Here is a 25,282-nt window from a genome sequence, read left to right as displayed (position 1 = left end):
TTTTAACTTACCTGGATGCCTGTTTGTTATTTATGAAAAATACGGAAGCATTTGTCAGAACATTGCTTTCGACATCTAATTGATAGATCTCTTTTTTTTCATCGTGTTCAGAATCGCCGGTTCTGATAGCCAGCCTATTGCTTTTGATAACACCGTCTATCTCAGATCTATCAAGGGTAATGATACTGTCATTTATGGTGTAGTGTCCACGGAAGAAGTCAGCGCCAAAGATGGAATAACTACTCAATTTATAGGTACCATCTTTCCTAAAGTCGATAGATGCGCCGCTGAGATCGTCTTTGCTGTCTGCTGTCAGTATAACAGAGCTGCTATCCCTGAGAGATAATATTGTTCCTGTAATAATAAAGCTAATTATAAAAATGCCGGGCGTGCGGATGCTCTTAAAGGTGTTCTGCTTATTTTCTTTCAGATCTTTATAAATAGCCCATGTGAACACGGCGAGTACTACTATGCCTAGAATGATGTCAATAAACACATCCAGTATTGTCCAATGATCTGTTTGTTTTATAAATTGGTACATGGCTATTACGCCAACTATTATTACGAGGATACTACGGTCTCTTTTTTTCATTTAAGGTAAGGGATGAGTTGTTTATTACGCTTTCTTTGAACGCATGGCTTTTACATGCTGCAGCTTTTTGTCTTTTATGAACTTTTTATATTCATCTGAATCTACGCCATAGAGGGCTATCTTGCCTTCTTCATTGGCATGTACACCCCAACCGTAACGTTTGGTGAGTGCAGATGCACGCATACAGGCCTGGCCTTTGGAGAAGAATTTTTCTCTTTCCTCTTTGAGATCACTTTTTCGGATGTTGTTTTTTACAGCGTAGACGTTGAAGAGTACATCGTCAGAAGTGTATTTGTAGGGATGATCGATGATCATTTCAAACTGGATGTTGGCGGCGGTTTTGTTATCACCTTTTAAGGGAGGGATTTCGGCGGTGGCGGTGGGGGAGTCGTCGGCGATTTCTATGAAGGTGTTGATGTAGTTGGTGGTGTGCATGGGTGTGGGTTTGATGGAGTGTGAAAATAATAAAAGCTTGATGATGGTTAATAGCTTTGTCTTGCTAAAGACAAATGTGTATACTCAAATTTATTCCATTACATAGAAAAAATCATTCAATTGCTTAGTTCAATTATTGGTCTTGGTTCTGCTCTGTGCATTTCTTTTGTTCCTTCAATTGGAAATGAGAACCAATATCTTTCGACTGGGTCTTCATCAGAAACAATATGAAGTAAGTTTGAAATGAAATAAGAAAAGGATAAATCAATTAGATCATACCGAATATAACACCGTCCCCTATAGGGGGGTTGCTCCGCCAGTCCGTCGGTATTTTCCCAATATCTAATAAATTTATTGGGTCCAAGTGAAATATGATTTACAAGACCATTAGAAATTTTTAATGCTTCATCAACTCTTTCAACTGAAAAATCCTGTTCATACTCGTAAGAGAAGACTCCCACAAATTTTTTTCTGTGTCCTCCTATCGGATTAAATGTCTCAAAATCTCTTAGGCGGTTGATCTTTCCAATTATCTTGTTAAGTGCATTATCTTGCCCATTGTTTTCCGGATCGCTATAATTGATAACTTTTGTTTTTACTTCAACTACGGCTCTCACAGCACTCTCGGTAATTATTACAAAATCCCCCTCTCTAAAAACCACAGGGGATTTGTCTTCGTAAATTATTATGTCAAGCTGACTGGATATTTGTCCGTTACGTCCGAATTGGCGGTCTGAATTGCCGATGACAAAGCCCGTTCCGATTTTAAGATTTGAAGGTAAAAATTGAGAAATAGTTTTTCTTAAAATTGCCTCTTTATATCTCCCAACATCTCCCCAATTGGCTTCTCCGATTAAAAACTCAACCCTATCCTTAATTAAACTCAATTCTTTTGTTATAGATTTTTGAAAATCCTTTATATTTTGTCTTGACATAATTGTTTGTCGCGTTGATATAGAAATTATTTTAATTGACTAGGTAATATACTTAAACAACTCTTTCGGATGTACATCCAGCGCCTTCGCCAAAGTCAGTATGGTCGTTAACTTCGGATTAACGTTTCCTTTCTCCACCCTATGTATTAACGCATACTCTACATCGGCAATAGTGGCTAACTCCCGTAAACTTAAGCTCCGATCTGTTCTCAGCTGTTGTAAATGTTTGCCAAAATCTTCCAGGGAGCTATGTTCTTTTGTATTATCCATTAGAAAGAAGTTCACTAATCAATCCTAAAATTCAAAATCTCCACCAACTCCACCTCCAAAGCCTTCGCCAGCTCAACCAACGTAGTAAACGTAATATTCACCTGCCCCTTCTCAATTTTTCCGATAGTACTATAATCAAGGTTAGAGATATAAGATAATTGCCGAAGGCTAAGCTCCTTTTCAGTCCTCAGTTCATTTAACCGTGCCCCTAATTTAACCAGTAATTTCTTATCACCTTCTTTAAGCATAGCGGTACAAATATTATCGAATTGAAATTCAAAGAAATTTATAAATAAAATGTGGGTTAATTAGCCCACATTGAAATATTTGTTGTATCTTTATATTGGTTAGGATTTACAACCTAATAAGAAGATTTAGATACTGAGTTTTAATATTATTTCTAAATTTTATCCATTACCCACCAAGCACCCACCACCATGCAATCCAATTCCACATCCTCCCATTCTCTCCAAACCCTGCACGAAATACTCTCCCTGTTAGGCGATGTATTCTGTGCAGAGGTTGTGAGAAATGCCACTGGCCTGCCTCCATTTTTTACTTTCACCTTCACAACCCTGGCCATTTAAAAAAAGAAGAACAGCAAAAGATCAACCGAATAGTGCGCAGTGTATTAACGAAAGCATTAGCAGAAGCTCCGCAAATAAAAAAGCCTGCATTGGCATAAACGGCTTAGCATCCATTAATGTTAGCCAGAATATTTATAAGTCCCAATCTTGCAAAGCAATAGCAGGCCCAAAAGGATTAACAGAAAAACACAGCCTCCTGCAGAATCATCTGCAGAAGACTGTAACCCAACTATGAATTGTCCACTATCCTTGCGTTTTAGTTTGTGCGCTCCGCCCTACCCGGTCATATACCTGCCTTAAATTAAAGTAAGTACTGGTAAAGGTCTGGTCTGTTATCAGCCCTTCTACCAGGTCGTCCAGTACATCCAGCTGCTGCCGTGCAAAGGCAATTAATTCCGGGATGCTGCTGGTGGCGGTTTTACGGGCGCCGGCAATTACGTTACGTGCGGATGTAAGCGGCTGCGCCTCTTTGAGTAATTGTTCCAGTATGGTTACGTCTGCCTCTGTTACCTGGTAAGCGGTCAGCTCGCTCAGCTTAGCGCGGGCATGTTGTGCAATCCTTTCACAACGCTGCAATACCAGCTGCTCTGCACCTGCTTCCATAGCGGAGTAAGAGTGGTTTACATCATGCAGCAGCACATTATTCTGTGTTAGCTTGGCGTATGCCCTTATTTTAAGGCTTAACTGGTATGCATGTTCCAGCATTTTATAAAAATGCGCATCCTTGTTCTTGGTATGTCCGGCGGTGTGGTTTTGCTCCTGCAGCTGTGATTGGGTCAGCAGATCTGTTACCGTTTTGCGCAGGTTGTCTACAATAGGGGTGACGGGGGCGAGCTGATTCCATGTAGCGGGAAACTGATCCAGGTGAGATAATACGGATTGATACATGGCCAGCATGTTTAGTTGCCTTCGGTTCATAGAACTTCAATTTTTAAGGTTGATAATTATTGGATTTAACAATGTCCTGTGATTTTACCCAATGGTTATAAGTGATAAAATATTTTTAATGATATGGTTTTACTCTTTGGAGTGGCAGGTTATGAAAATGAGGAGATTATTTTGAGATGCGCAACTTAATGAAAAAAATAAAACCAACAAGCGGTTTAAAATATTTTTTCACTGGTTTAGCCAGTGTTGTAAAGCCTTTAGTGCAGGTTGTCAGTTATTAAAGGAGCGTTGTAAAATGACGGGGTGGCATTGTTAGCGAGCAGTTGGATGTTGGAACATGACAGGTATGCATTGTAAGATGACAAACGGAAGTTGTCAGTAAACAGATGGGAGTTGTAATATGACAGATGTATTGTGCAACGTGACAGATGTGTAAATAAATCATTCCCCCAGCTCCATCTCAAACCTGCACCCTTTCCCTTCCTCCCCATACGCCCTGATCTCCCCCTTATGCAACGATATAATCTTCTTCACAATCGCCAGTCCTATCCCGGTGCCTTCATATTGGTCTTTAGTATGCAACCGTTGAAACACTTCAAAGATCTTTTCCGCATACTCATTCTTAAAACCAATACCATTATCGGAATAAATGATCCGGCTCACATTGCCCTCTTTCACCGTATTGATGGTAATAACAGGTGTACGCTCACTATGCGCAAATTTCAGCGAGTTGCTGATCAGGTTTTGGAACAGCTGCCCTAATAACAAAGGCACGCCTGTAACTTCAGACAAACCGGAGTAATGCAGCACTGCATCTTTTTCCTTTACGGATATTTCAAGATCCTGCCAGATCTATTGCAACAAGGCGTTCAGGTCTACAGGTTCAAATTGCAGGTTATCCTGCGAAAGGCGGGAAAAGGCCAGCAGGTCATCTATCAGCGACGACATGCGGCTAGAGGAGTTAATGATAGTATCAATGTATTTATTTGCTGCAGGCTCCAGCATATTGCCGGCTTTATCCTTCAACATTTTACTGAACAGGGAGATCTTGCGCAAAGGTTCTTTCAAGTCATGGGAGGCTACGCTGGTAAACTGCATCAGCTCATAATTCAGCTTTTCCAGGTCAGCAGTACGTTCTTTAACTTTTTGTTCCAAGGTATGTTTGACAGCTTCTTCCTGGTCGTGGAGAGCTTGCTGGATCCTTTTTTCTTCGGTAATGTCGCGCACTTCCAGCACCGTGCCTTTTAATACACCATTCTCCACAATAGGGCTGGATACAAATGCTACGGGATAAAAATAGCCATCCCGGTGTATCAATACTTCTTCTCCGCCGGTTTGGTGGCGGGTGCTGGTTGCCTTATCAATAGGGCATTCTTCTATTGGAAAGTGCCGGCCATCCGGGTGGGTATGGTGCACGTAGTAGTGTAATGGTTTTTCCTGCAGCTCATGGATCTTAAATCCGGTCATTTTTTCTGCAGCAGGGTTCATGAAAGTGCATATGCGGTGTTCATCCAACATAAACAGCGCCTGCATCGTGTTATTAGTAATGGTGTTAATAAGCACATTGCGGCTTTGTAAATGCTGCAGGGTTGTTTTTCTTTCCGTAATATCCATGCAGGATCCGGTATAACCTTCAAACACACCAGCCGGGCTGTAATAGGGGCTGGCGTTGGATACACACCATCTTACGGTTCCATCCCGCCGTTTCAGACGGAATTCAAACTCAAAATTTTTGCGCAGCTGAAAGTCTTCCATAAAACGGGCATGCATGCTTTCTTTATCATCAGCATCAACATCAGACAGCCATTTATCACCCAGGTGCATTTCCTGCGGCTTGCCGGTCCAGTCTACCCAGGTTTGATTTACAAAAGTGTTCTCTCCTTTACTATTCGTTATCCATAGTGCTACCGGCGATGTTTTGGTAATAACATGCGTAAGCGCTTCGCTTCTTTGCAGTGCTTCAGCGCTACGTTTATCGCCGGTTACGTCGCGTATTACAGCCAGGTAATGCTGTTTTTCTTTAAAGATGAAATTCGTGAGCACCATATCCGTGTGGATCACCGTGCCATCTTTTTTTACATGTATGCCGGTGCCGGAATAAGATTTACCGGTTTTCACAATTTCGCGGATGCCTTCAAACTCTTCCGGGAATTGCTGCATCAGCGCGCTGCCGTGCAGGCCTACTATTTCTGTATTTGCATAACCGTACATTTTTCCTGCAGCAGGATTGGCTTCTGCTATAATGCCTTTTTCATCATAAATAAGAATGGCGTCGGAGGTAGCGTTAAAAATACTGGAATACTGTTCCTTTTGTTCCAGTAAGCTTCTTTCTGTTTTTTTCTTTTCTTCAAACAGGCGCGCATTGCCCATGGCAATAGCTGCCTGTGCGGCAATACCTTCTATCAGCTGCTCACTGATTTCAGTAAATACTCCCGGGCTGGAATGACCAAAGAACAAACCGCCAATTACCTCATTCGTAATAGGCGCTACCACAGGCGCAGCCAGGTAGCTCCTTACCGGCAGGTGCCCGCGGGGCATACCATGGTAAGGGGCATTCTGTCCATAATGCGGTTGCTGCGTAACATCGTCATACCGCACTACGCCTTTACCAGAAAAGGTTGGACCAAATATTTTGGTATTCCGGGGCATAGGGAATTTAGAGAAGGCTTCTTTCGGCACCCCGGAAATAGTGTACAATAAATACTTCTCGCCACCTGGATTTTCTTCATTATAAAAAAATGCGCCAAACTGCGCGCCGCTAAGGGAGGTGCCAATATCAGTAATACGCTGCACCAGCTTCTCCAGCTCCACCTCGGAGTTAATTGCTTTCGCAGATTCCAACAGCAGTTCCAGTATAGGATAGGTTTGCATCTCGCCCGCATCGTGGGTGGTATCTTCGATGGCCATAGCGGTAAATTATTGTTGTTAATTGGCAAGTAATCAATAAATTTACCAAAATCAATTCAGATTAATAATACTTGTGTCCGGACTATTTTCCCTGCAATAAAATTTATTAAAAACTGTGATGCCAATTGTGAATAAGCACGTACCCCTGAACATTCTGTTGGCGGATGACGACGCGATTGACCGGGAATTATTTATTGAAGGCATTAACCATACCGGCATTAAATATACCATCAAAGAAGTGGAGAATGGAGAGCAGGTTTTTTCTTACTTGTCCGGCGCTATTGAAAAACCAGACCTCATTATTCTTGATCTTAATATGCCTGTTAAAGATGGCAGAAGTACCCTTAAGGAATTAAAAAGCCAGGATCAGTTCAAACGCATTCCGGTGGTGATCATGTCTACTTCCAACTTACAGTTTGATATAGCGCTGACTTATGATAACGGCGCTAATTTGTTTGTAGTAAAACCAGACGATTTTAAAGAGCTGGTACATTTACTCAGCTGCCTGTTATCTGTATTCTCTCCTTCACTACACCTGTTACGCAACCATCATTAAAAAAGTATAGCCTGGCAATAATTATCACCAGGCTATATACATCACAACGTGTTACTAGTTGCCCTACTTCCTTAGTAAGGCGCATGAACAAGGCCATATCTTTCACCAGTAAAAGTTGGCATAGGTCAAGTTTATCTTGCAAAGCTGAAATGAATACGTGCCGGGCTGTAATAAGGTTGCCTGTATAATTTCATTTGCACCATACAGCCCGGTGCTGTAATTTTGATGCCATTGTAAGATCTAAACTTCATTTACCATGCGCCTTATCCATATCTTAATATTCCCTGTACTGGCCTTAATAATACTCTCTGCACGCCCCGCCGGCCTAAGCCGCACACATAAGGGGAATGATACCTTACATCATTTATATACTGCCGGTATTGGCGGGGCATTGATTGGTGGTTTGTACGATGGCATTTACCCATATGGCGCACTTAAGCAACATGGTGATTTTGGCCTGGGTGCGCCGGCCTTGCTGGATGGAGAGCTGATCATCTTAAACGGCAGGATCTATCAAACACAGCACACCGGTAAAACTTTTGAGGTGAATGATAAACAGCTGGCTTCTTTTGCTATGGTCAATTATTTTCATCCTTCAATAAAGATCACACCTAATAAAGCAATGGATAAAGCGGCGCTTTTTCATTTACTGGATAGTGTGCTTACGAACGTGAATGGCATGTACGCTATTCACATCAGCGGTACCTTCAGCATGTTAAAAACCCGCGCCTTTCCGCCCGTAAAAGAGCACCAGCATACACCGCTGGCAGATATGTTAAGCCTGCAACACTTTTTTACTTATAACAGCGCACAGGGCGACCTGGTAGGATACCGCCTGCCCGTGTTTATGGATAACACCAACATTTCCGGTTATCATTTCCATTTTCTCTCTGCACAAAAAAATGAAGGCGGGCATATGATAGACCTGCTGACAGACCATATACAAATTGAAATAGATGTGCTGGATAGCTACAACGTACAGGTGCCTGCCACCAGCGATTACGAACATTTTGATTTTAAAAAGAACAGGGAGGAAGATATTAAAAGCGTAGAACGCGGCGGCAAAGCGGGGGCGCAAACACAAGGCGGCAAGATAGATACCATGACCGTTTACCGCGATAAAATTGATCAGCTGGATAAACAGATCGTGCAGTTGCTGGGAGAAAGAATGGAAGCTGCCCGTGCTATAGGTACTTATAAAATGGTACATAAAATTGGCGTGGTGCAAAGCAACCGGTTTAACGATGTATTGCAAAGGGCCATTGCCGAAGGCAAACAGCTGGGCCTTTCAGAGGAATTTATTAAAGAGCTGTATGAGGATGTACATGCAGAAAGTGTACATCAGCAGGAAGCATTAAAACAATAATACGCGTATGAAAATATTGATGATAGGCGCCGGCGGCACCATAGGCCAAATTATTAAAGTATACTAAGGTATGCATGCGGATGTGTTTGAATACCGCCCCTTGTTGTTATCTGTTGCCTACCGCATGTTAGGGGAGCGGCAGGAGGCGGAAGATATTGTGCAGGATATTTATGCCCGCTGGCTGGAAATGGATGTGCAGCACATACAACAACCCCGGCATTATTTGCTGCGGGCCGTTACCAACCATAGTATTAACCGCATTAAAATATTACAGCAGCAACGGGAGCTCTACTCCGGTCCCTGGCTGCCTGAACCGGCCACCGCCACACCGGAGCCGCCTGCAGCAGAAGGCGACCATCTTTCCATTGGTTTTCTTTTTTTACTGGAAAAGCTAAACCCGCTGGAAAGGGCCGTGTTCCTGTTAAGGGAAAGTTTTGATGTAGCCTATAAAGAGCTGGAAACCATCCTGGACATCCCGGAAGCCAGCTGCCGGCAACACCTTCACCGCGCAAAAGAAAAACTGCAGCAGGATAAAAAACGTTTTAATACAGATACCGCCCAGCATCAGCAGCTGATGAAAGCCTTTATGGAGGCCTGCCTGAACATGGATCAAACCAAACTGGTATCCCTGCTGCGGGAAGATATTGCCTTTTACTCCGATGGCGGCGGCAAAGCATCTGCTGCTGTACACCCGCTGTTTGGACCGGATACCGTGGCCCGCTTTATACTGGGTATTTTCAAACACCGGCCTGTGGTGCAGCCCTTATTCCAGCAGCTGTGGGTGAATGGTCAGCAGGCCATTGGCGTATTTGATGCTGCCACCCGCCAGCCTGTATTATGCATTTGTTTTGAAGCAGGCCAGGAAGGTATTGATAGCTTTTATTTTATCCGCAATCCTGATAAGTTGAAAAATATCCGGTATTCCCTCTAAAAGTTGTCACAAAACAGGCAGGCGTTTGTCTTAAAGGTAAAAAACACGTTTTGCCATGGAACATTCATTAAGACTAGCGCCCATTGAAAAACCGCAGGGGCTGTACCTGAAGCTGAGCTACCAGTATTTTAAAAAGGTGTTGGGCAAGGTAATTACGCCTGCCAAAGTTATTTATGCCCGCGTACCGCGGATGATGAAGATTGCTTCCCTGTTCTATAAGATCCAGCAGGAGGCAACGCTACCTGAAGAGCTAAAGATCCTTTGCCATATGCTGGTATCTGATATTAACCAGTGCTCCTTTTGCATGGATATTGCACAGGCCTATGCCATGAAGCAGGGCCAGGGTATGCAAAAGCTGGGCGCATTACACGCCTTTGATACTGATCCTTTATTTACACCGGCTGAGCGAGCCTGCCTGCAATATGTAAAAGAAGTAACACTGCACAAACAGGTACCGGATGAAGTGTTTAAAACCCTGCAGCAGCACTTCACGGACGAGCAGATCATCTACATTACCTTCCTGTGCGCTTCAGAGGGCTATTATAACACGATGAACCTGGCGTTGGGCATTGGGTCTGATGGGTTGTGCAGCCTGCAATAAAGGGCATTAAAATGAAAAGTCCTCCGGAGAACCGGAGGACTTTCTTTAACACAACTAAAAAACAATCAAACGAAAAAATGCAGAGAACTAACCCATGAGGGATCGCTCCTCATTAATCGGGCTTTTTCCCATCTAAAAAGGTATTGATAGTATTGATCTCTGCCTGGTTCTGGCCATTCTCACTCACGGTATAATTGGAGTAAAAACGTTCTGCGGATCCGGCGCCATTGTCCAGATCTACATTGCGGCGCAGGTAAGCGGGCACGTTTTCAATCTCCGTATTACTATCCATCGTTTTCACATTGAAGCTAATGCTCCGCAGCTTGGCTATCCTTTCTGCCTGCTTCCGTTTCTGCTCTTCAAACTGCTCATCTACAGCAGATGTGGGAGGAGCAGGTGTAGGTGTTGGTGCAGGCGGCGGTGTTGCCGGCTCTTCCTCTTCCTTAAACACCATTTTCATTTCCGGCTGGTCATTGGCCGGGGGCGGCGTATTGCTCAGCGGTTCTATATGAATGAAGGTGGCCGGCGGCGGTGTTTGCTGACGTATAACGTTAATTCCTGCACCGGTATTGTTGCTGGCCGGTGGCGCCGGCTGTGCGGGTATTACCGGCGGTACATAATCCGGGTCAGGCTCAATGTTTAATACAAAATTCTGTTTTTCCGGAGCGGGCGGCGGTGTATAATTGGCTGCCTGCTGCGGGTGTGTTACTACCGGTTCTACCAGCCGGGGCGCCATATGGTCTGTGGGTTCCACAAACAGGTCGCCCTGGCCTTTGGGATTGGTCATTTTCTTTTCATCACCATCCTGTCCCAGCTGCATTACAATTTTAGGCTCCGCTGCTTTAATTTCAGCTTCCGGGTTCATGGGCAGGCGCTGTATAGGCTTCTGCTCAAAACCGGTGGCAATAATGGTTACACCTAATTTTCGTTCCAGGGTTTGATCGTAGCCCACACCTAAGATCACATCACAATCCTCACCGGCCATGCTTTGTACATAAGCCTGTATGGTATCCATTTCATCCAGCGTGTGCTCGAATTCGCCTTCGGCGGATGAAATGTTGATCAGGATCCATTTAGCGCCGCTGATGTCGTTATCATTCAGCAACGGAGAAGTTAAGGCTTCTTCAATGGCCCTTTGCGCGCGGCTTTCACCTTCTGCGGTAGCAGCGCCCAGTATGGCTACGCCGCCGTTACGCATTACGGTGCATACGTCCGCAAAGTCCACGTTTATCTGGCCGGTGCTGTTGATCACATCTGTGATACATTTGGCAGCCGTGGCCAGTACATTATCTGCTTTTTCAAAAGCAGCCTTGAATTTAAGATCGCCGTATTTCTGGCGCAGCTTATCATTGGAAATGATCAGCAGCGTATCCACGTAATCTTTCAGGCGGTTTACACCCTCATCTGCCTGCATCATACGTTTCTTCCCTTCATAGGAGAAGGGAGTGGTTACAATACCTACGGTTAAAATACCCAGTTCCTTACAGATACGCGCAATAATAGGCGCTCCACCGGTACCGGTGCCGCCGCCCATGCCTGCCGTAATAAAGGCCATCTTGGTATTTACCTCCAGTATCTTTTTGAGCTCTTCAAAGGATTCCTCCGTTGCCTGCTCACCGATCTTAGGATTGGCGCCAGCGCCCAGTCCTTGTGTTAAGTGCGGTCCTAACTGCACTTTATTTGGAACGGGGCTATTCGCGATTGCCTGCGCATCGGTATTGCAGATAATAAAATTCACCCCCTCAATGCGTTGGTTGAACATGTGGTTCACCGCATTGCTTCCACCACCACCAATGCCTATTACCTTGATGATGGAGGATTTCTCCTTTGGAAGATCAAAATGTATCATGACTCTATCTCTTTTATGGGTTAGTTGCCTAAGTAATTAATAATGAATAATGAAGAATTAACAATATTAAGGCCAGTCTTTCAATTACATCCAATTATTAATTCTTAATTATTAATTCTTATAGTTTTGCGTCCTCTTCTTCTGTGAACATATCTATGATCTTTGTCTTCATCCTGTCCAGGAAGCTTTTCAAAGATGCATTCCTTTCGTTTGCTTTCCTTGCCTGTATGGCTGCTGTATCTTCTGCCGGTTCTTCTTCCTGCATCCAGTCATCATCGCCAGTGGCTGCCTTATTGGAAGCTTTTTCCTTGGCTATAAAGCTGGTATTGATCTTTACATAATTTTCCTCCAGCGCCCTGCGGTCATTCTCATAATCGTTATAACCTTTCAGTATTAAGCCTACGCAGGTAGCATACATGGGTTTGGTCAGCTCGTCAATATGCCCGCTGGCCAGGTGCTCGTTCGGGTAACCGATACGTGCATTCACACCCGTAGTATATTCGGTTAGCTGTATCAGGTGTTTCAGCTGGGAGCCCCCGCCGGTAAGGATAATACCGCCATTCAGCATTTTATTATCCATGCCTATCTGTTTCAGATGGTATACTACAAAATCCAGGATCTCGCTCATACGCGCCTGAATAATGTGCGCCAGGTTCTTTACAGATATTTCCTTGGGGTTCTGTCCGCGCAGGCCGGGAATAGTGATGTAGGCATTGTTCTTGGCTTCATCTGCCAGCGCATAGCCGAACTGCACTTTCATTTGCTCTGCCTGTGTTTTCAGTACGCCCAGGCCATTCTTAATATCATTGGTAATGTTTTCCCCGCCATAAGGAATTACCGCTGTATGTTTAAGAATACCTTCGTAAAACACGGCCAGGTCCGTAGTACCACCGCCTATATCTACAATAGCTACACCGGCTTCAAAATCCAGGTCGCACATAACGGCGGCAGCGGAAGCCAGGGGCTGCAGCACCAGGTCATGTATGCGCAGGCCGGATTTTTCCACGCTGCGGTTTATGTTACGGATCGCATTCTTATCGCCCGTAATAATGTGGAAATTAGCGCCCACCTTCACACCCGACATCCCAATGGGGTAGGTGATGTTCTGCAGGCTATCCACAATATATTGCTGCGGTATCACGTCAATGATCTGGTCACTGGCGGGTATCACCGTTTTATACTGGTCGTTGATCAGCTGATCAATGTCTTTCTGGGAAATTTCTGCGTCCGTATCGCTACGTACAATATCCCCGCGGGTTTGCAAACTTTTTATATGATGGCCGGCAATACCTACATACACTTCATTGATCTCCAGGTTGGGATTTGAAGCGTAGCAGTTTTCCAGTGCCTGCCGTATGGCTTTGATAGTTTGATCGATGTTCAGCACCATTCCGTGCTGCACACCAAAAGATGGAGCTTTACCGAATCCCAGGATTTCCAGTTTCCCGTATTCATTCTTCCTTCCTGCAATGGCAGCAATCTTCGTAGTTCCTATATCAAGGCCTACAATGATGGGAGCTTCCTGATTCATGGCGTTTTATGTTTTTTTGTTGCGTTAATTGGTTTGTCCGCCGGCTTATATACCGCTTTGGGTGTCCGCTGCGTTTTAGCCGGTGGTTTTGGTGTTTTGTTATTGGATGAAGGCCTTACTTCCTTTTTCGGAGCCGGTTTTGCGGCCGGCTTTTCCGTGTGTTCAGTATGCCTGGTTGTTTCTTTTGCAGGCGCTGCTGCTGTGATAACAGTAACGTCGCCTGTGCCGGCCATATCCACGTCCACACTATCAATATGCGGCGGGGTGGGTTTGGGCGGCGGCGTACCATCTTTACGGGTACATACTACTTCATTTTCAAACGCCACGTTAATACGGGTATAATTGTTCCAGCCTACCCGGCTGAGGCCTTCTTTATAAAAGGCTAATAACTTGGTAAATTTTTTCTCTACATCTGTTCCTTCTCCAAAGTCAATAATATGATCGCCCAGCTTGGGGGTGATCTCAAATTTGCGTTCGCCGTTAATATTCACCTGCTCTACCTGCGCCATCCAAAAGGGATCGTTCAGCACGTAGGTGCTGAAGTCTACGATCCCCGCGGTAAGCGCGCTGTCGGCTGTTTGCAGCTGCAGCGCATCCGTAGGGAAGCCGGTGAATACAGGCACCCTTGCGGTATAACGTTCGGATACCGGTATGCGGTCGCGCTGCGCATCCAGGTAAAAGCTGTTGCCGGTGGTGGTGAACACACGGGCTACCGGCTCGCGCTGTACTACCTTAATGTTCAGCACACGGTTGTTGTCAATGAACAGGTTTGCCTCTTTTACCCAGGGATCCTGCGCTACCACTTTTTCCAAAATGGCTATATTAATGCTGCTTACAGGCTTGCCTACCGGGTTCAGGTCTTTATTTTTTACGATCAGCGCCTTGATATCCTTTTCTTCTATAAAGAAATTCTCATCGTCACCGGAAAGCTTTACCACGATGCCTTTGCACTGGGTGGTATCTTTCACTTTTACCGCGGCGCTTACCAATACCACAAAGCCAACAAGTACTGCCATCCATAAAAGGGCGGTACCCATACGTTTTAATGCCTTGCGTGTTTTAGGTTGCACTCTTGTTAGTTTTTAATTTGTTATTAAATGTGAAAGGTGAAATGTGAAAACGCTTGCCTGTTTTCACAGTTCGCTTCTCACTCTGCACTATTACTCACTCTTTTCACCTTCCAATATTTTTTTAGCCGGCTCTTTCATCAGGTCTATATCACCTGCGCCTGCAGTAATGAACAGGGGTGCTGTATTGGCTTTAAGCCATTCCAGCACTTCCGCCTGCTGTAGTATCTGCACCGGCTTTCCACTTATTTTACCGGCGATCATTTCACTGCTTACGCCTTCTATGGGCAGCTCCCGCGCCGGGTAAATGGGTAATAAGATCACCTCATCTGCCAGGGCCAGGCTTTCTGCAAAACCATCGGCCAGGTCGCGGGTGCGGGTATACAGGTGCGGCTGAAATACCACTACGCACTTTTTATCCGGGAACAGGTCGCGTGCGCTGCTTATCAATGCACGCAGCTCTTCCGGGTGATGCGCATAGTCATCTATGAACACCTGGTAATCGTTATTGATCACATACTCAAAGCGGCGGCGTATGCCTTTAAAGTCCGCTACTGCGGCTTTTATGGCTGCTTCGTCAATGCCCAGCAGCTGCGCTACGGTAATGGCGGCTACGCTGTTCTCCACATTATGCAGGCCACCAATGGGGAGCGTTACATTTTCAATGGTCCAGTCCTGCTGCACTACATCGTACTGGTAACCGCCGTTCTGGTTGCGGATGTTCTTAGCATACGCATTGGCGGTATTGCTGTTCAGGCGGTACCACAGCTTATTATCTGCTTGCAGGTCTGCTGCGCGTTGCAGGCCTTCCCGCGCTATTAACGTACCGTTGGGCTTTATATTCTTTGTGTACTGAATAAAGGCTTCCTGCATATCTGCTTCCGTGCCGTAAATGTCCAGGTGATCCGGGTCCATGGCAGTAAGCACGGCAATGTCAGGGCTTAGCTTCAGGAAAGAGCGGTCGTATTCATCTGCCTCAATTACGGCCACTCTTTTATCACTGCTCCAGAAGTTGCGGTTATAATTCACGCTAATGCCGCCCAGGAATGCATTACAGCCATACCCGCTATGGCGCAGTATATGCGCTATCATGGTAGAGATGGTGGTTTTACCATGGGTGCCGGCTACCGTAATGGCAAACAGCTCCCGGGTAATTTCCTGCAGCACATCACTGCGTTTTACCACTTCAAAGTTATTTTCACGATACCATTGCAGCTCTGAATGTATAACAGGAATAGCAGGTGTATACACTACCAGGGTGGCCTGCTTATCCAACAGGTTTACATCATCTGTATAATGGATCTGCATACCTTCTTCTGCCAGCTGTTTGGTAAGAGCGGTTTCCGTACGGTCATAACCGCCCACCTGCACGCCGTTCTCATTAAAGAACCGTGCAATGGCGCTCATGCCTATGCCGCCTATGCCAATGAAATACACCCTTTGTATGTTGTTCAGATCCATCTTGCTGATTTCGTAAATCGTATATCCTCAAATAAGTTTTAACACTTCCTGTGCTATGATCATATCTGCATTGCTGTTGCCCAGCTTTGCAATATTTTGTTCCAGCTGCTCCGTAAGGGCTTTGTTCTGCAATAGGCTAAAGAGGGTAGTACCCAGCTCTTTGCCTACCTCACTGTCTTTGATCAGCAGCCCGGCCTGTTTGCTTACCAGCGCCTGCGCATTAAACGTTTGGTGGTCTTCTGCTGCATATGGATACGGCACAAAGATCACCGGCTTTTTAGCTACACATTCTTCCGCAATGGTCATAGCGCCTGCGCGGGAGATCACCACATCTGCTGCCTTGTACGCAAAGTCCATCAGGTTAATGAACTCAAACACCTTTATGTGCGATGCGTAGGGCACTGCAGCTGCTTTTGCGGTTTCGTAATACAGCTTACCCGTTTGCCAGATCAGCTGCACATCTTTTTCCACAAACTCCGGCTGCAGGGCTTTCAATGCTTCGCTGATGGATTTGGCGCCTAAGCTGCCGCCAAAAGCAAACACCGTTCTTTTACCTTCTTGCAGGCCAAACTGTTTCAACGCTTCCTGCCGGGTTACAGCCGATTGTGTGATGCTGCTTCTTACCGGGTTGCCGGTGAGGATCAGCTTAGCTGCCGGGAAAAATTTTTCCATGCCGTCATAGGCCACACAAATACGGCTGGCTTTACGGCCCAGGATCTTATTGGTTTTGCCGGCAAAGGAATTTTGCTCCTGTATCAGGGTTGGAATGCCTTTGCGCTGTGCTTTCCGCAACATGGGAAAACTGGCGTAACCGCCTACACCTACCGCTACATTGGGCTGAAAGCGTTTTAATATACTACTGGCCTGGTTTAAGCTTTTTATGATCTTGAAAGGCAGCGCCAGGTTTTTGAGCATATTGCTGCGGTTAAATGCTGCAATGTCCAAACCTTCTATCTGGTAACCTGCCTGCGGCACCTTCTCCATTTCCATTTTGCCCTTAGCGCCCACAAACAGGATCTCTATGCCGGGCTCTATCTTCTTCAACGCATTGGCAATAGCAATTGCCGGGAAGATATGTCCTCCGGTACCACCACCTGCTATTATTACCTTACGCGCCATTTAATTAATAATGAATAATTAATGATTAATATGATTATGTTTTGTTCCTTGCCAGTGATCTATTAAGAATTAATTAACCGCACTTTTTCCACCCCGCACCACCTGTTAATTATTAATTCTTAATTATTCATTAAGCCTCCTCGTATTCTTCCTCCTCTTGCTCTGCAAGCACTCTCGCTAACCTTTCCTGCTCTGCCTTTTTACCTTCCATTTCTTCTACGTTGCGGGCCACACTTAATATGATGCCAATGGCCAGGCTGGTAAATATTACGGATGAACCACCCATACTTACCATGGGCAGCGTAACCCCTGTAACCGGGAATACGCCTACATTCACCGCCATATTGGTGAGCGCCTGTATCACCAGCGTTACACTAAGTCCTAATGCCAGGAAGGCCCCAAATGCGTAGGGGCATTTCCGGTATATGCGGATGCAGCGTAACAGCAACAGCATATAAGCCATCAATATTAAAAAGGCGCCAAAGATACCATACTCCTCGATAATTGTTGCATATATAAAATCGGAATACGCATGCGGTAAAAAATTACGCTGCGTACTGTTACCGGGTCCTTTACCTAAAAAGCCGCCGCCTGCAATGGCAATGTTGGCCTGCTGCACCTGGTAAGGTGTTTCTGAATTTTCCTTATTGGTAAAATGCTCGATCCTGTTTAACCAGGTTTGGGTACGCCCTTCCATACCGGAAACCTTTGCTACCACAAACATCAGCAGCACTAATCCCGCACCCATGGCTACCATGGCGGCCAGGTATTTTACAGGTATGCGGCCAATGAAACATAACAGCATACAGCTGGCGCCCAGCAATAAGGCTGTACTCATGTTGGCCGGCATAATGAGCACACAGATAATGCCTACCGGTATAATGATGGGCAAAAATCCTTTTTTCAGATCGGTGATCACATGCTGCCGTTTGGACAGCTGCCGGCTTACATACATGAAAATGGCCAGCTTGGCCACATCTGATGTCTGGAACGTAAGATTAATAATAGGCAGCCGTATCCAGCGGCTGGCGTCATTAATATGCGATCCAAAGGCCAGGGTGTAAATGAGCAAGGGTATGGAAATGATGAACCCTATCTGCGCTACGCGGGAATAAATAGTATAATTCACCCGGTGCGCAAAGTAGATGATCAGCAAGCCCATTACCAGTACGGTTAGCTGCTTTAACAGGTAATACTCCGTATGACCGCCTCTTTCCCTATACGCCAGTGAGCCTGTGGCGCTATATACTGCCAACAAGCTCACCAGCGACAGGAAGACCACGATCGCCCATATCACCTTGTCACCTTTTGTCCTATAAAGAAAATCACCCATAGTCTCAATTACGAATTGTCAATTACGAATTACGAATTGAGGGCCGTTTGTCCTACAATTCTCTTACTGCTTCTTTAAACTGCTTGCCTCTGTCCTCGTAATTCTTGAACAGGTCAAAGCTGGCGCAGGCCGGGGAAAGCAATACCACATCTCCTTTGGCAGCCAGCTTAAAGGCTTCCTGCACTGCATCTTTCATGCTGCTGGTATTTACCATGGCAGGGGTAGCGCTGCTTAGTGCGTCCTGTATCGGCTTGTTATCTACTCCCATGCAAACAATCCCTTTTACCTTTTCCTGTACCAGGTCTTTAATGGCGCTGTAGTCATTGCCCTTATCTACCCCGCCCATGATCAGCACTACCGGCTGCTCCATGCTTTCCAGCGCAAACCACAATGAGTTTACGTTGGTGGCTTTGCTGTCATTAATAAAGTCTATCCCGCGCACGGTGGCTACATATTCCATACGGTGCTCCAGGCTCTTGAAAGAGGTAAGGCTTTCGCGGATCTTCTCTTTCCGTATGTCCATGGTTTTGCCTGCAATACCTGCTGCCATTGAGTTGTATAAGTTATGTTTGCCTTTAAGGGCAAGATCATAGATGGACACGATCACCGGATCGTCATTCAGTTTTATATTCACCTGATCGTTTGTTATAGATCCGCCTTCTTTCTTCAATGGTTCCATGATAGTAAAAGGTATTGTTGTTGAGTAAATAGTTTTTTCGTTCATATAATTCCTGATCTCCGGGTCATCCATGCAGTAAATGAAATAATCATCTTTTGTCTGGTTCATGGCTATCCTGAACTTGGAGGCTACGTAGTTTTCCATCTTATAATCATAACGGTCCAGGTGGTCAGGTGTTATGTTCAGTAAAATGGCTACATGGGGCCTGAATGTGGTAATATCGTCCAGCTGAAAGCTGCTGATCTCAATAATGTAATATTCTACCGGTGCAGTGGCTACCTGCCTGGCATAGCTGATACCAATGTTGCCTACCATGGCGGCGTTGTAGCCGGCCGTTTTAAATATGTGGTAGGTAAGCGCAGTGGTAGTGCTTTTGCCGTTCCTGCCGGTAATGGCTATGATCTTTGCATCTTTGCTGAAGCGGTAAGCCAGCTCTATTTCTGAAATTACCGGTACCTGCTTTTCACGCACCTTTTTCATCAGCTCCGACTTTTCCGGTATACCCGGGCTTTTCACGATCTCGTCTGCACCCAGTATCACATCCCAGGAGTGTTGGCCTTCTTCAAACGGGATGTGGTTCACGGCCATTTCCTGTTTGTAGATGTCTTTGATCACTCCTCCATCAGATACAAATACTTCGTAGCCCTGCTGTTTGCCCAGCAAAGCTGCGCCAATACCACTTTCACCGGCGCCCAGTATCACCAGGCGTTTGGTACTGCCGGTGCTGTCTGCTGCTGTTGGATGATATTGTATGTTCTTATTCAATTATTATCTCATTTTCAAAGTTGCAATGGCTACTACCGCGCACATAATGGCTACTATCCAGAAGCGTACGGCTATTTTACTTTCATGGTATCCTATTTTCTGGTAATGGTGGTGCAGGGGCGACATTTTAAAAATGCGCCGTCCTTCGCCATACTTCTTTTTAGTGTACTTAAAATAACTTACCTGTATCATTACGCTCAGGTTCTCTACCAGGAACACACCGCAGAAAATAGGGATCAGCAGCTCTTTCCGCACGATAATGGCCAGGGATGCAATAATGCCGCCCAATGCCAGGCTGCCCGTATCGCCCATGAATACCTGCGCGGGGTAAGCATTATACCAGAGAAAGCCTACACAGGCGCCTACAAAGGCGGCTATGAAAATGGCCAGCTCGCCCAGGTTAGGGATGTACATAATATTCAGGTACTCCGCAAACTGTATGTTACCGGATACGTAGGCAAACACCCCCAAACAAATACCTATGACCGCAGAAACGCCCGTGGCCAGCCCATCCAGCCCGTCTGTTATATTAGCACCGTTGGATACGGCCGTGATAATGAAGATCACGATCAGGATGTACAGGATGAAGGTGTATTTCTCTGCACCCGGTATCCAGGAGATTAACCGGGAGTAGTTGAACTCATGCGTTTTTACAAAGGGAATAGTAGTGATGGGGGTTTTTACATCCACAAAACGTTTTCCTTCCTTGGTGGTCCTTTCCGTTTTACTGATCACCCGTTCATATGAGGGTATAGGCTTTGCATTCAGCACTTCACGGGAGATCACTACATTATCATTAAAGTATAAGGTAGTACCTACTATCAGGCCCAGGCCTATTTGCCCCAGCACTTTGAACTTACCGGCTAAGCCTTCTTTATTCTTTTTAAATACCTTAATGTAATCATCTATAAAACCGATCAACCCCAGCCAGATAGTGCACAGGATGATCAGCAGGATGTACACATTCATTACCCGGGCAAACAGCAGGGTAGGGATCACAATGGCAGACAGGATGATCAGCCCGCCCATTGTAGGAGTGCCCTTCTTGGTGTTCTCGCCCTGCAGTCCCAGCTCCCGGATCGTTTCACCGATCTGTTTGCGTTGCAGGAAGCGCACAATGCGTTTCCCCAGCAGCAGGGAAATAACCAGGGAAAGCAGCAATGCCATGGTCACCCGGAAGGTGATAAACTGGAAAATGCCGCTACCACTGATGTTGAACTCAGTTTTCAGGTAGTTGAATAAATAATATAGCATAAGTTAGTTAGTCCTCGTACATTCTATTTTTCCATCATCCGCATCATTTCCAGCAGCACGGCTTTATCGTCAAACGGGTGTTTTACGCCCTTGATGTCCTGGTATTTTTCATGTCCTTTGCCCGCCACCAAAACAATATCTTCCGGGTTAGCCAGGCTGATAGCGGTTTTGATCGCTTCCTTCCGGTCGGTTATGGACAATACTTTTTTCTTCTGGTGCACCGGCACGCCTGCTTCCATAGCTTGTATAATAGCTGCCGGATCTTCAGAGCGCGGGTTGTCGGAGGTCAGTATCACCTTATCACTATGCTCTGCCGCTACCTGCGCCATTATAGGGCGTTTGGCGGTATCACGGTCACCTCCGCAGCCTACCACGGTGATCACCTGCTCATTCCCTTTGCGCAGGTTCTTGATAGTGGCCAGTACATTCAGCAAAGCATCCGGGGTATGGGCATAATCCACGATCCCGATAATACGCTGGCTGTCTGATAAAATATAATCAAAGCGGCCTTCTGCACCCTGCAGGTTGCTCAGGGCCTGCAGCACCGTATGTTTATCCTGGTTCAGCAATACGCCGGCGCCATATACGGCCAGCAGGTTATAGGCATTAAATTCCCCGATAAGGCGGAAGTGTACTTCCTGCTCGCCTACCTGCATGATCAGTCCTGTAAGGTTATTCTCCAGGATCTTGCCTTTAAAGTCGGCCATGGTGCGCAGGCTGTACGTGGCTTTGCGGGCTTTGGTATTTTGCAGCATTACATTGCCGCGCTTATCATCCAGGTTGGTGAGCGCAAACGCGGTATTGGGCAGGCCGTCAAAGAATGCCTTTTTCACGCGGATGTATTCATCAAAGGTTTTATGATAATCCAGGTGATCGTGTGTGATGTTGCTGAAAATACCACCGGCAAACTTTAAACCGGCTATCCTTTGCTGGTGTATGGCATGGGAGCTTACTTCCATAAACGCATACTGGCAGCCATCTGCCACCATTTGCGCCAGCAGCGCGTTAAGGCTGATGGCATCCGGTGTGGTATGTGTAGCGGGTATAACGGTATCGCCTATCTGGTTTTGTACGGTAGATAGCAATCCGCAATGATAACCCATCTTTGTAAACAGCTTAAACAGCAGGGTGGCAATGGTGGTTTTACCATTGGTACCTGTAACACCTACCAGCTGCAGGTTACGGGAGGGGTGCTGATAAAAGTTATCGGCCATTACACCGCAGGCATGCGTACTGTCTGCTACCTGTATATAACATACCTGCTCCAGCAGCGTTTCAGGCAGCACTTCACAGATCACGGCAGCTGCGCCCAGCTCAATGGCTTTTGCAATAAAAGTATGGCCATCCGTATGTACCCCTTTTATGGCAATGAATGCATCGCCGGGTTGTACAGCCCTGGAATCTATGCGCAGCTCGTTCACGGAAATATTATTATTCCCGTGCACCGCCTGGATGCTTACACTGTATAATATGTCTCTTAATAACTGCATGCTGCGTTTATACTTCTAAGACCTGGCCGGTTCTAAAACCGGCCAGGTCTGTAATTTTTTTAAGTGTTCAGTTCAATTACGATCGTTTGATCCCTGCCTATCTTACTGCCGCCGGGTATGGATTGTGTGATCACTTTACCCGAGCCCCTGATCTCTACACGCAGTCCTGCATTTTCCAGCAAATACAGTGCATCTTTTAATCCCATTCCCTTTACATCCGGCACTGCGCCTTTCAGCTGTTTTACCGGTTCCAGCGCTACCTGCTGCTCATTCACTGATGCGCTTACCCAGTTGGTGCTGGTTACCGCCGGGCCCTGCCAGGGCAGGTGCAGGGTAGTTAAGATCTCTTTCAGCTCAGTACCTTTCCCGTTCTTCAGCGCCAGCATAGAATCCAGGCGCATGGTAGTTTTTAACGGTTTTTGTTTTTCCACGGCAATGGCATATAATTTATCTGCCACTTCGCGGAACACCGGGCCTGCTACGGATGCGCCGTAGAACCTTGCGGCATGCGCTTTATTCTTGATCACTACCACACAGGTATACTGCGGATCATTTGCCGGGAAATAACCGGCAAATGAGGATTGGTAAATCTTATCTGCATATCCTCTTTTGCCATTGGCTACCAGTGCGGTACCGGTTTTGCCGGCAAAGGAGTAATACGGTGTCCATAATTTTTTTGCGGTGCCTTCCAGCACTACGCCTTCCAGCATTTTCTTCACCTGCTTCAGCGTGCTGCGGGAGCAAATGCTATCCATTACTACCGTTGGCTCAAACTGTTTCTCCACCTTCCCGTATTCCATAATGTTATTTACGAGGTACGGTTTCATCATTTTACCGTTGTTGGCTACTGCATTATATAACATGCAGGTTTGCAGCGGGCTTATTAACACCTCGTACCCAAATGCCATCCAGGGCAGGGAGGTAGCGCTCCAGGTTTTGGATGCGGTGGTTTTTATCACCGGCCATCCTTCGCCTTCCAGGTCAATACCGGTATGTTTATCCAGGCGCAGCTTTTTTAAATGTGCTACAAAGTTGTTGGGCTGTTTGCTGTAATACTGATAGGCCAGCTTGGCCATACCAACATTAGAGCTCAGCTCAAAAGCCTGTTTAACGGTTACGTTTGTACGGTGGTGTGGCTCAGAATCATATACTGTTCTGCGGCCTACCTGCCAGCGTCCGTAGTTCAGGTCTACCATACCGTTCATGGTGGTGTACTTGTCTTCCAGCACAGAGATCACGGTGGCCAGTTTGAAAGTAGATCCCGGCTCGCCTACCTGCAGGGCATAATTCATGTCCTCAAAGTAACTGCCATCCGGCTGCCTGCCTAAGTTGGCAATGGCTTTTATTTTGCCGGTCTTTACTTCCATTAATATGCAGCTGCCGTGTTCTGCTTCGTTCTCCACCATCATATTCATGAGGGCGTTTTCTACAATGTCCTGCATGTTCACATCCAGCGTGGTGTTCACATCATGGCCATCTTCCGGCTCAATATCATATCCTTCTACCGGAACAAAGGTGCCGCCGGCAATGCGGCGCATCAGTCTTTTACCGGTCATCCCTTTCAGGTAAGCATCGTAAGTTCTTTCCAGGCCTACGTTCTGGGCATTTTCCCTTGACAAGCCAATGGTTCTGTTGGCCAGCAGCTTAAAGGGATTAATGCGTTTGTTGCGGGTTTCTGCTATCAGCCCGCCTTTATTGGGGCCCAGCCGGAACATGGGAAAGGTGCGCAGCTCCTGGAACTGGTTAAAGGGTACGTTACGTTTCAGCAGAAAGTAACGGTCTTTGCTTTTATACCCTTCCCGCAGCAGCTGTTTGTACTCCGCTGTGGTGCGGTCGCCAAACAGGCGGGAGAGGTAGCCGGACAAAGAATCCACGTTCTCTTTAAACACCTGTCCGTTCTTATCGCGCAGGCCATCGGCCGCAAAATCTATCCGCAGATCAAAATAGGGGATAGAGGTAGAGAGCATTCTCCCTTCCTCTGAATAAATGGTCCCTCTTTCCGCATCCAGCGAGACATAACTTGTGTGCAGGCTATCGGCCATGCTGCGCCAGTAGTTGCCTTCTACATTCTGCAGCATGAACACCTTAGCCAGTATTACCACGCCAAACAGCACCATGCCGATAAAGCAGAGGTAAACGCGCCATAGTATGTCTTTCTTTATTTCCATATATGATGAAATGAAGTAAGCGGTATTTCCTACTTCTCTTTCTTTTTAATTTCAATTTTCTGCGGTGGATTGTTGAGCGTTTTCAATCCCAGCGGTTCTACGGCTTTGCTCACCTCACTCATTTTACTGCGGAACATCAGCTCACTTTTCACATTCAGGTATTCCCAGCGCAGCTCTTTTATTTCCCTTCCCAGCTTGTTAATGTTGCGGATCTTTTTTTCCGCAAAGTGGCTGTTGGCTATGTATACCAGCGCCAGGCAGCTCAGGAACAGGATGAAGGGCATATTTTGCGTAAGGGCCCGGTAGTTGATGCGCAGGCGCCATTCCTTTTTCTGTTCCGGCGCCTCCGGTACTTCCGGACTATCTTCTTCCTGTTCAATTTCTTCTTCCAATAACTCTTCCTGCAACACGGTAATAAATTTTTAGGTGTGCAAATATGCAAATGTGCAAATGCGGTGTTATGCTGTTATTCATTTGCACATATGCATATCTGCACAT

23 protein-coding genes are annotated in these 25,282 nt (G+C 46.0%); 4 read left to right on the top strand and 19 right to left on the bottom strand.

Annotated features, from left to right (window positions below; all coding sequences use genetic code 11):
* Positions 1–7: 7 nt before the first annotated feature.
* The 8 genes from KVT36_RS02360 to KVT36_RS02325 all read right to left on the bottom strand — a co-directional run bounded on the left by KVT36_RS02360 (position 8) and on the right by KVT36_RS02325 (position 6,614).
* Complete coding sequence (locus KVT36_RS02360; protein WP_217601881.1) at positions 8–592, bottom strand: hypothetical protein; 585 nt, start codon at positions 590–592, stop codon at positions 8–10.
* Positions 593–616: 24 nt separating this feature from the next.
* Positions 617–1,027 (bottom strand): DUF6157 family protein, encoded by a 411-nt coding sequence (locus tag KVT36_RS02355; protein ID WP_217601880.1) that lies wholly within the window; start codon positions 1,025–1,027, stop codon positions 617–619.
* A 116-nt stretch (positions 1,028–1,143) separates the two neighbouring features.
* Positions 1,144–1,962, bottom strand: a complete 819-nt coding sequence (locus KVT36_RS02350) for a DUF6602 domain-containing protein (protein WP_217601879.1) — start codon at positions 1,960–1,962, stop codon at positions 1,144–1,146.
* 39 nt (positions 1,963–2,001) lie between these two features.
* On the bottom strand, positions 2,002–2,232 hold the full coding sequence (locus tag KVT36_RS33105; protein ID WP_217601878.1) for a helix-turn-helix transcriptional regulator: 231 nt from the start codon (positions 2,230–2,232) through the stop codon (positions 2,002–2,004).
* 14 nt (positions 2,233–2,246) lie between these two features.
* Entirely contained in the window at positions 2,247–2,480 is a 234-nt protein-coding gene (locus tag KVT36_RS02340) for a helix-turn-helix domain-containing protein (protein ID WP_089921389.1), read from the bottom strand.
* 582 nt (positions 2,481–3,062) lie between these two features.
* Positions 3,063–3,737 (bottom strand): hypothetical protein, encoded by a 675-nt coding sequence (locus tag KVT36_RS02335; protein ID WP_217601877.1) that lies wholly within the window; start codon positions 3,735–3,737, stop codon positions 3,063–3,065.
* A 411-nt stretch (positions 3,738–4,148) separates the two neighbouring features.
* The gene (locus KVT36_RS02330) at positions 4,149–4,499 is read right to left on the bottom strand and encodes an ATP-binding protein (protein WP_217601876.1); all 351 of its coding nucleotides are present in this window, start codon (positions 4,497–4,499) and stop codon (positions 4,149–4,151) included.
* 60 nt (positions 4,500–4,559) lie between these two features.
* Entirely contained in the window at positions 4,560–6,614 is a 2,055-nt protein-coding gene (locus tag KVT36_RS02325) for a PAS domain S-box protein (protein WP_217601875.1), read from the bottom strand.
* A 127-nt stretch (positions 6,615–6,741) separates the two neighbouring features.
* On the opposite strand from KVT36_RS02325, the gene KVT36_RS02320 reads away from it, so the two are divergent.
* The 4 genes from KVT36_RS02320 to KVT36_RS02305 all read left to right on the top strand — a co-directional run bounded on the left by KVT36_RS02320 (position 6,742) and on the right by KVT36_RS02305 (position 10,068).
* Complete coding sequence (locus KVT36_RS02320) at positions 6,742–7,170, top strand: response regulator (protein ID WP_217601874.1); 429 nt, start codon at positions 6,742–6,744, stop codon at positions 7,168–7,170.
* Positions 7,171–7,426: 256 nt separating this feature from the next.
* A complete protein-coding gene (locus tag KVT36_RS02315) occupies positions 7,427–8,536 on the top strand; it encodes an acetolactate decarboxylase (RefSeq protein ID WP_217601873.1) in 1,110 nt (369 codons plus the stop codon).
* A gap of 70 nt (positions 8,537–8,606) precedes the next feature.
* A complete protein-coding gene (locus KVT36_RS02310; protein ID WP_217601872.1) occupies positions 8,607–9,467 on the top strand; it encodes a sigma-70 family RNA polymerase sigma factor in 861 nt (286 codons plus the stop codon).
* A 55-nt stretch (positions 9,468–9,522) separates the two neighbouring features.
* Positions 9,523–10,068, top strand: coding sequence for a carboxymuconolactone decarboxylase family protein (locus tag KVT36_RS02305; protein ID WP_217601871.1), 546 nt, complete (start codon positions 9,523–9,525; stop codon positions 10,066–10,068).
* 112 nt (positions 10,069–10,180) lie between these two features.
* Here KVT36_RS02305 and ftsZ read toward each other — a convergent pair whose 3' ends face one another.
* The 11 genes from ftsZ to KVT36_RS02250 all read right to left on the bottom strand — a co-directional run bounded on the left by ftsZ (position 10,181) and on the right by KVT36_RS02250 (position 25,194).
* Positions 10,181–11,917: a cell division protein FtsZ gene (gene ftsZ, locus KVT36_RS02300; RefSeq protein ID WP_217601870.1), complete on the bottom strand. Its 1,737-nt coding sequence runs from the start codon at positions 11,915–11,917 to the stop codon at positions 10,181–10,183.
* Positions 11,918–12,035: 118 nt separating this feature from the next.
* On the bottom strand, positions 12,036–13,448 hold the full coding sequence (gene ftsA, locus KVT36_RS02295; RefSeq protein ID WP_217601869.1) for a cell division protein FtsA: 1,413 nt from the start codon (positions 13,446–13,448) through the stop codon (positions 12,036–12,038).
* A complete protein-coding gene (locus tag KVT36_RS02290) occupies positions 13,445–14,518 on the bottom strand; it encodes a cell division protein FtsQ/DivIB (RefSeq protein WP_217601868.1) in 1,074 nt (357 codons plus the stop codon). Before KVT36_RS02290 ends, ftsA begins: the two co-directional genes overlap by 4 nt.
* Positions 14,519–14,608: 90 nt before the next feature.
* Positions 14,609–15,976 (bottom strand): UDP-N-acetylmuramate--L-alanine ligase, encoded by a 1,368-nt coding sequence (gene murC, locus KVT36_RS02285; RefSeq protein WP_217601867.1) that lies wholly within the window; start codon positions 15,974–15,976, stop codon positions 14,609–14,611.
* A gap of 27 nt (positions 15,977–16,003) precedes the next feature.
* Entirely contained in the window at positions 16,004–17,095 is a 1,092-nt protein-coding gene (gene murG, locus KVT36_RS02280; RefSeq protein WP_217601866.1) for an undecaprenyldiphospho-muramoylpentapeptide beta-N-acetylglucosaminyltransferase, read from the bottom strand.
* Between the two features lie 130 nt (positions 17,096–17,225).
* Positions 17,226–18,428 (bottom strand): FtsW/RodA/SpoVE family cell cycle protein, encoded by a 1,203-nt coding sequence (locus KVT36_RS02275; protein WP_217601865.1) that lies wholly within the window; start codon positions 18,426–18,428, stop codon positions 17,226–17,228.
* A 52-nt stretch (positions 18,429–18,480) separates the two neighbouring features.
* Positions 18,481–19,872, bottom strand: coding sequence for a UDP-N-acetylmuramoyl-L-alanine--D-glutamate ligase (gene murD / locus KVT36_RS02270; protein ID WP_254639798.1), 1,392 nt, complete (start codon positions 19,870–19,872; stop codon positions 18,481–18,483).
* Between the two features lie 3 nt (positions 19,873–19,875).
* Entirely contained in the window at positions 19,876–21,126 is a 1,251-nt protein-coding gene (mraY, locus tag KVT36_RS02265) for a phospho-N-acetylmuramoyl-pentapeptide-transferase (protein WP_217601864.1), read from the bottom strand.
* Between the two features lie 23 nt (positions 21,127–21,149).
* A complete protein-coding gene (locus KVT36_RS02260) occupies positions 21,150–22,616 on the bottom strand; it encodes a UDP-N-acetylmuramoyl-L-alanyl-D-glutamate--2,6-diaminopimelate ligase (protein ID WP_217601863.1) in 1,467 nt (488 codons plus the stop codon).
* Positions 22,617–22,675: 59 nt separating this feature from the next.
* On the bottom strand, positions 22,676–24,784 hold the full coding sequence (locus tag KVT36_RS02255; RefSeq protein WP_217601862.1) for a penicillin-binding protein: 2,109 nt from the start codon (positions 24,782–24,784) through the stop codon (positions 22,676–22,678).
* Positions 24,785–24,813: 29 nt separating this feature from the next.
* On the bottom strand, positions 24,814–25,194 hold the full coding sequence (locus KVT36_RS02250; RefSeq protein ID WP_368669991.1) for an FtsL-like putative cell division protein: 381 nt from the start codon (positions 25,192–25,194) through the stop codon (positions 24,814–24,816).
* Between the last annotated feature and the right edge of the window lie 88 nt (positions 25,195–25,282).

It is taken from the genome of Chitinophaga sp. GbtcB8 (assembly GCF_019091455.1).
GTDB lineage: Bacteria > Bacteroidota > Bacteroidia > Chitinophagales > Chitinophagaceae > Chitinophaga.
Note: the sequence above shows the minus strand (reverse complement) of the source record. Positions and strands in the feature narration are given on the sequence as shown.

Coding starts and splice junctions, on each gene's coding strand:
- KVT36_RS02335 (WP_217601877.1), bottom strand. CDS start 3,737: ATGAACCGAAGGCAACTAAACATGCTGGCCATGTATCAATCCGTATTA.
- KVT36_RS02260 (WP_217601863.1), bottom strand. CDS start 22,616: ATGCAGTTATTAAGAGACATATTATACAGTGTAAGCATCCAGGCGGTG.
- KVT36_RS02360 (WP_217601881.1), bottom strand. CDS start 592: ATGAAAAAAAGAGACCGTAGTATCCTCGTAATAATAGTTGGCGTAATA.
- KVT36_RS33105 (WP_217601878.1), bottom strand. CDS start 2,232: ATGGATAATACAAAAGAACATAGCTCCCTGGAAGATTTTGGCAAACAT.
- ftsA (WP_217601869.1), bottom strand. CDS start 13,448: ATGAATCAGGAAGCTCCCATCATTGTAGGCCTTGATATAGGAACTACG.
- KVT36_RS02350 (WP_217601879.1), bottom strand. CDS start 1,962: ATGTCAAGACAAAATATAAAGGATTTTCAAAAATCTATAACAAAAGAA.
- KVT36_RS02340 (WP_089921389.1), bottom strand. CDS start 2,480: ATGCTTAAAGAAGGTGATAAGAAATTACTGGTTAAATTAGGGGCACGG.
- murG (WP_217601866.1), bottom strand. CDS start 17,095: ATGGCGCGTAAGGTAATAATAGCAGGTGGTGGTACCGGAGGACATATC.
- KVT36_RS02325 (WP_217601875.1), bottom strand. CDS start 6,614: ATGGCCATCGAAGATACCACCCACGATGCGGGCGAGATGCAAACCTAT.
- KVT36_RS02315 (WP_217601873.1), top strand. CDS start 7,427: ATGCGCCTTATCCATATCTTAATATTCCCTGTACTGGCCTTAATAATA.
- murC (WP_217601867.1), bottom strand. CDS start 15,976: ATGGATCTGAACAACATACAAAGGGTGTATTTCATTGGCATAGGCGGC.
- ftsZ (WP_217601870.1), bottom strand. CDS start 11,917: ATGATACATTTTGATCTTCCAAAGGAGAAATCCTCCATCATCAAGGTA.
- KVT36_RS02355 (WP_217601880.1), bottom strand. CDS start 1,027: ATGCACACCACCAACTACATCAACACCTTCATAGAAATCGCCGACGAC.
- KVT36_RS02275 (WP_217601865.1), bottom strand. CDS start 18,428: ATGGGTGATTTTCTTTATAGGACAAAAGGTGACAAGGTGATATGGGCG.
- KVT36_RS02305 (WP_217601871.1), top strand. CDS start 9,523: ATGGAACATTCATTAAGACTAGCGCCCATTGAAAAACCGCAGGGGCTG.
- mraY (WP_217601864.1), bottom strand. CDS start 21,126: ATGCTATATTATTTATTCAACTACCTGAAAACTGAGTTCAACATCAGT.
- KVT36_RS02310 (WP_217601872.1), top strand. CDS start 8,607: ATGCATGCGGATGTGTTTGAATACCGCCCCTTGTTGTTATCTGTTGCC.
- KVT36_RS02255 (WP_217601862.1), bottom strand. CDS start 24,784: ATGGAAATAAAGAAAGACATACTATGGCGCGTTTACCTCTGCTTTATC.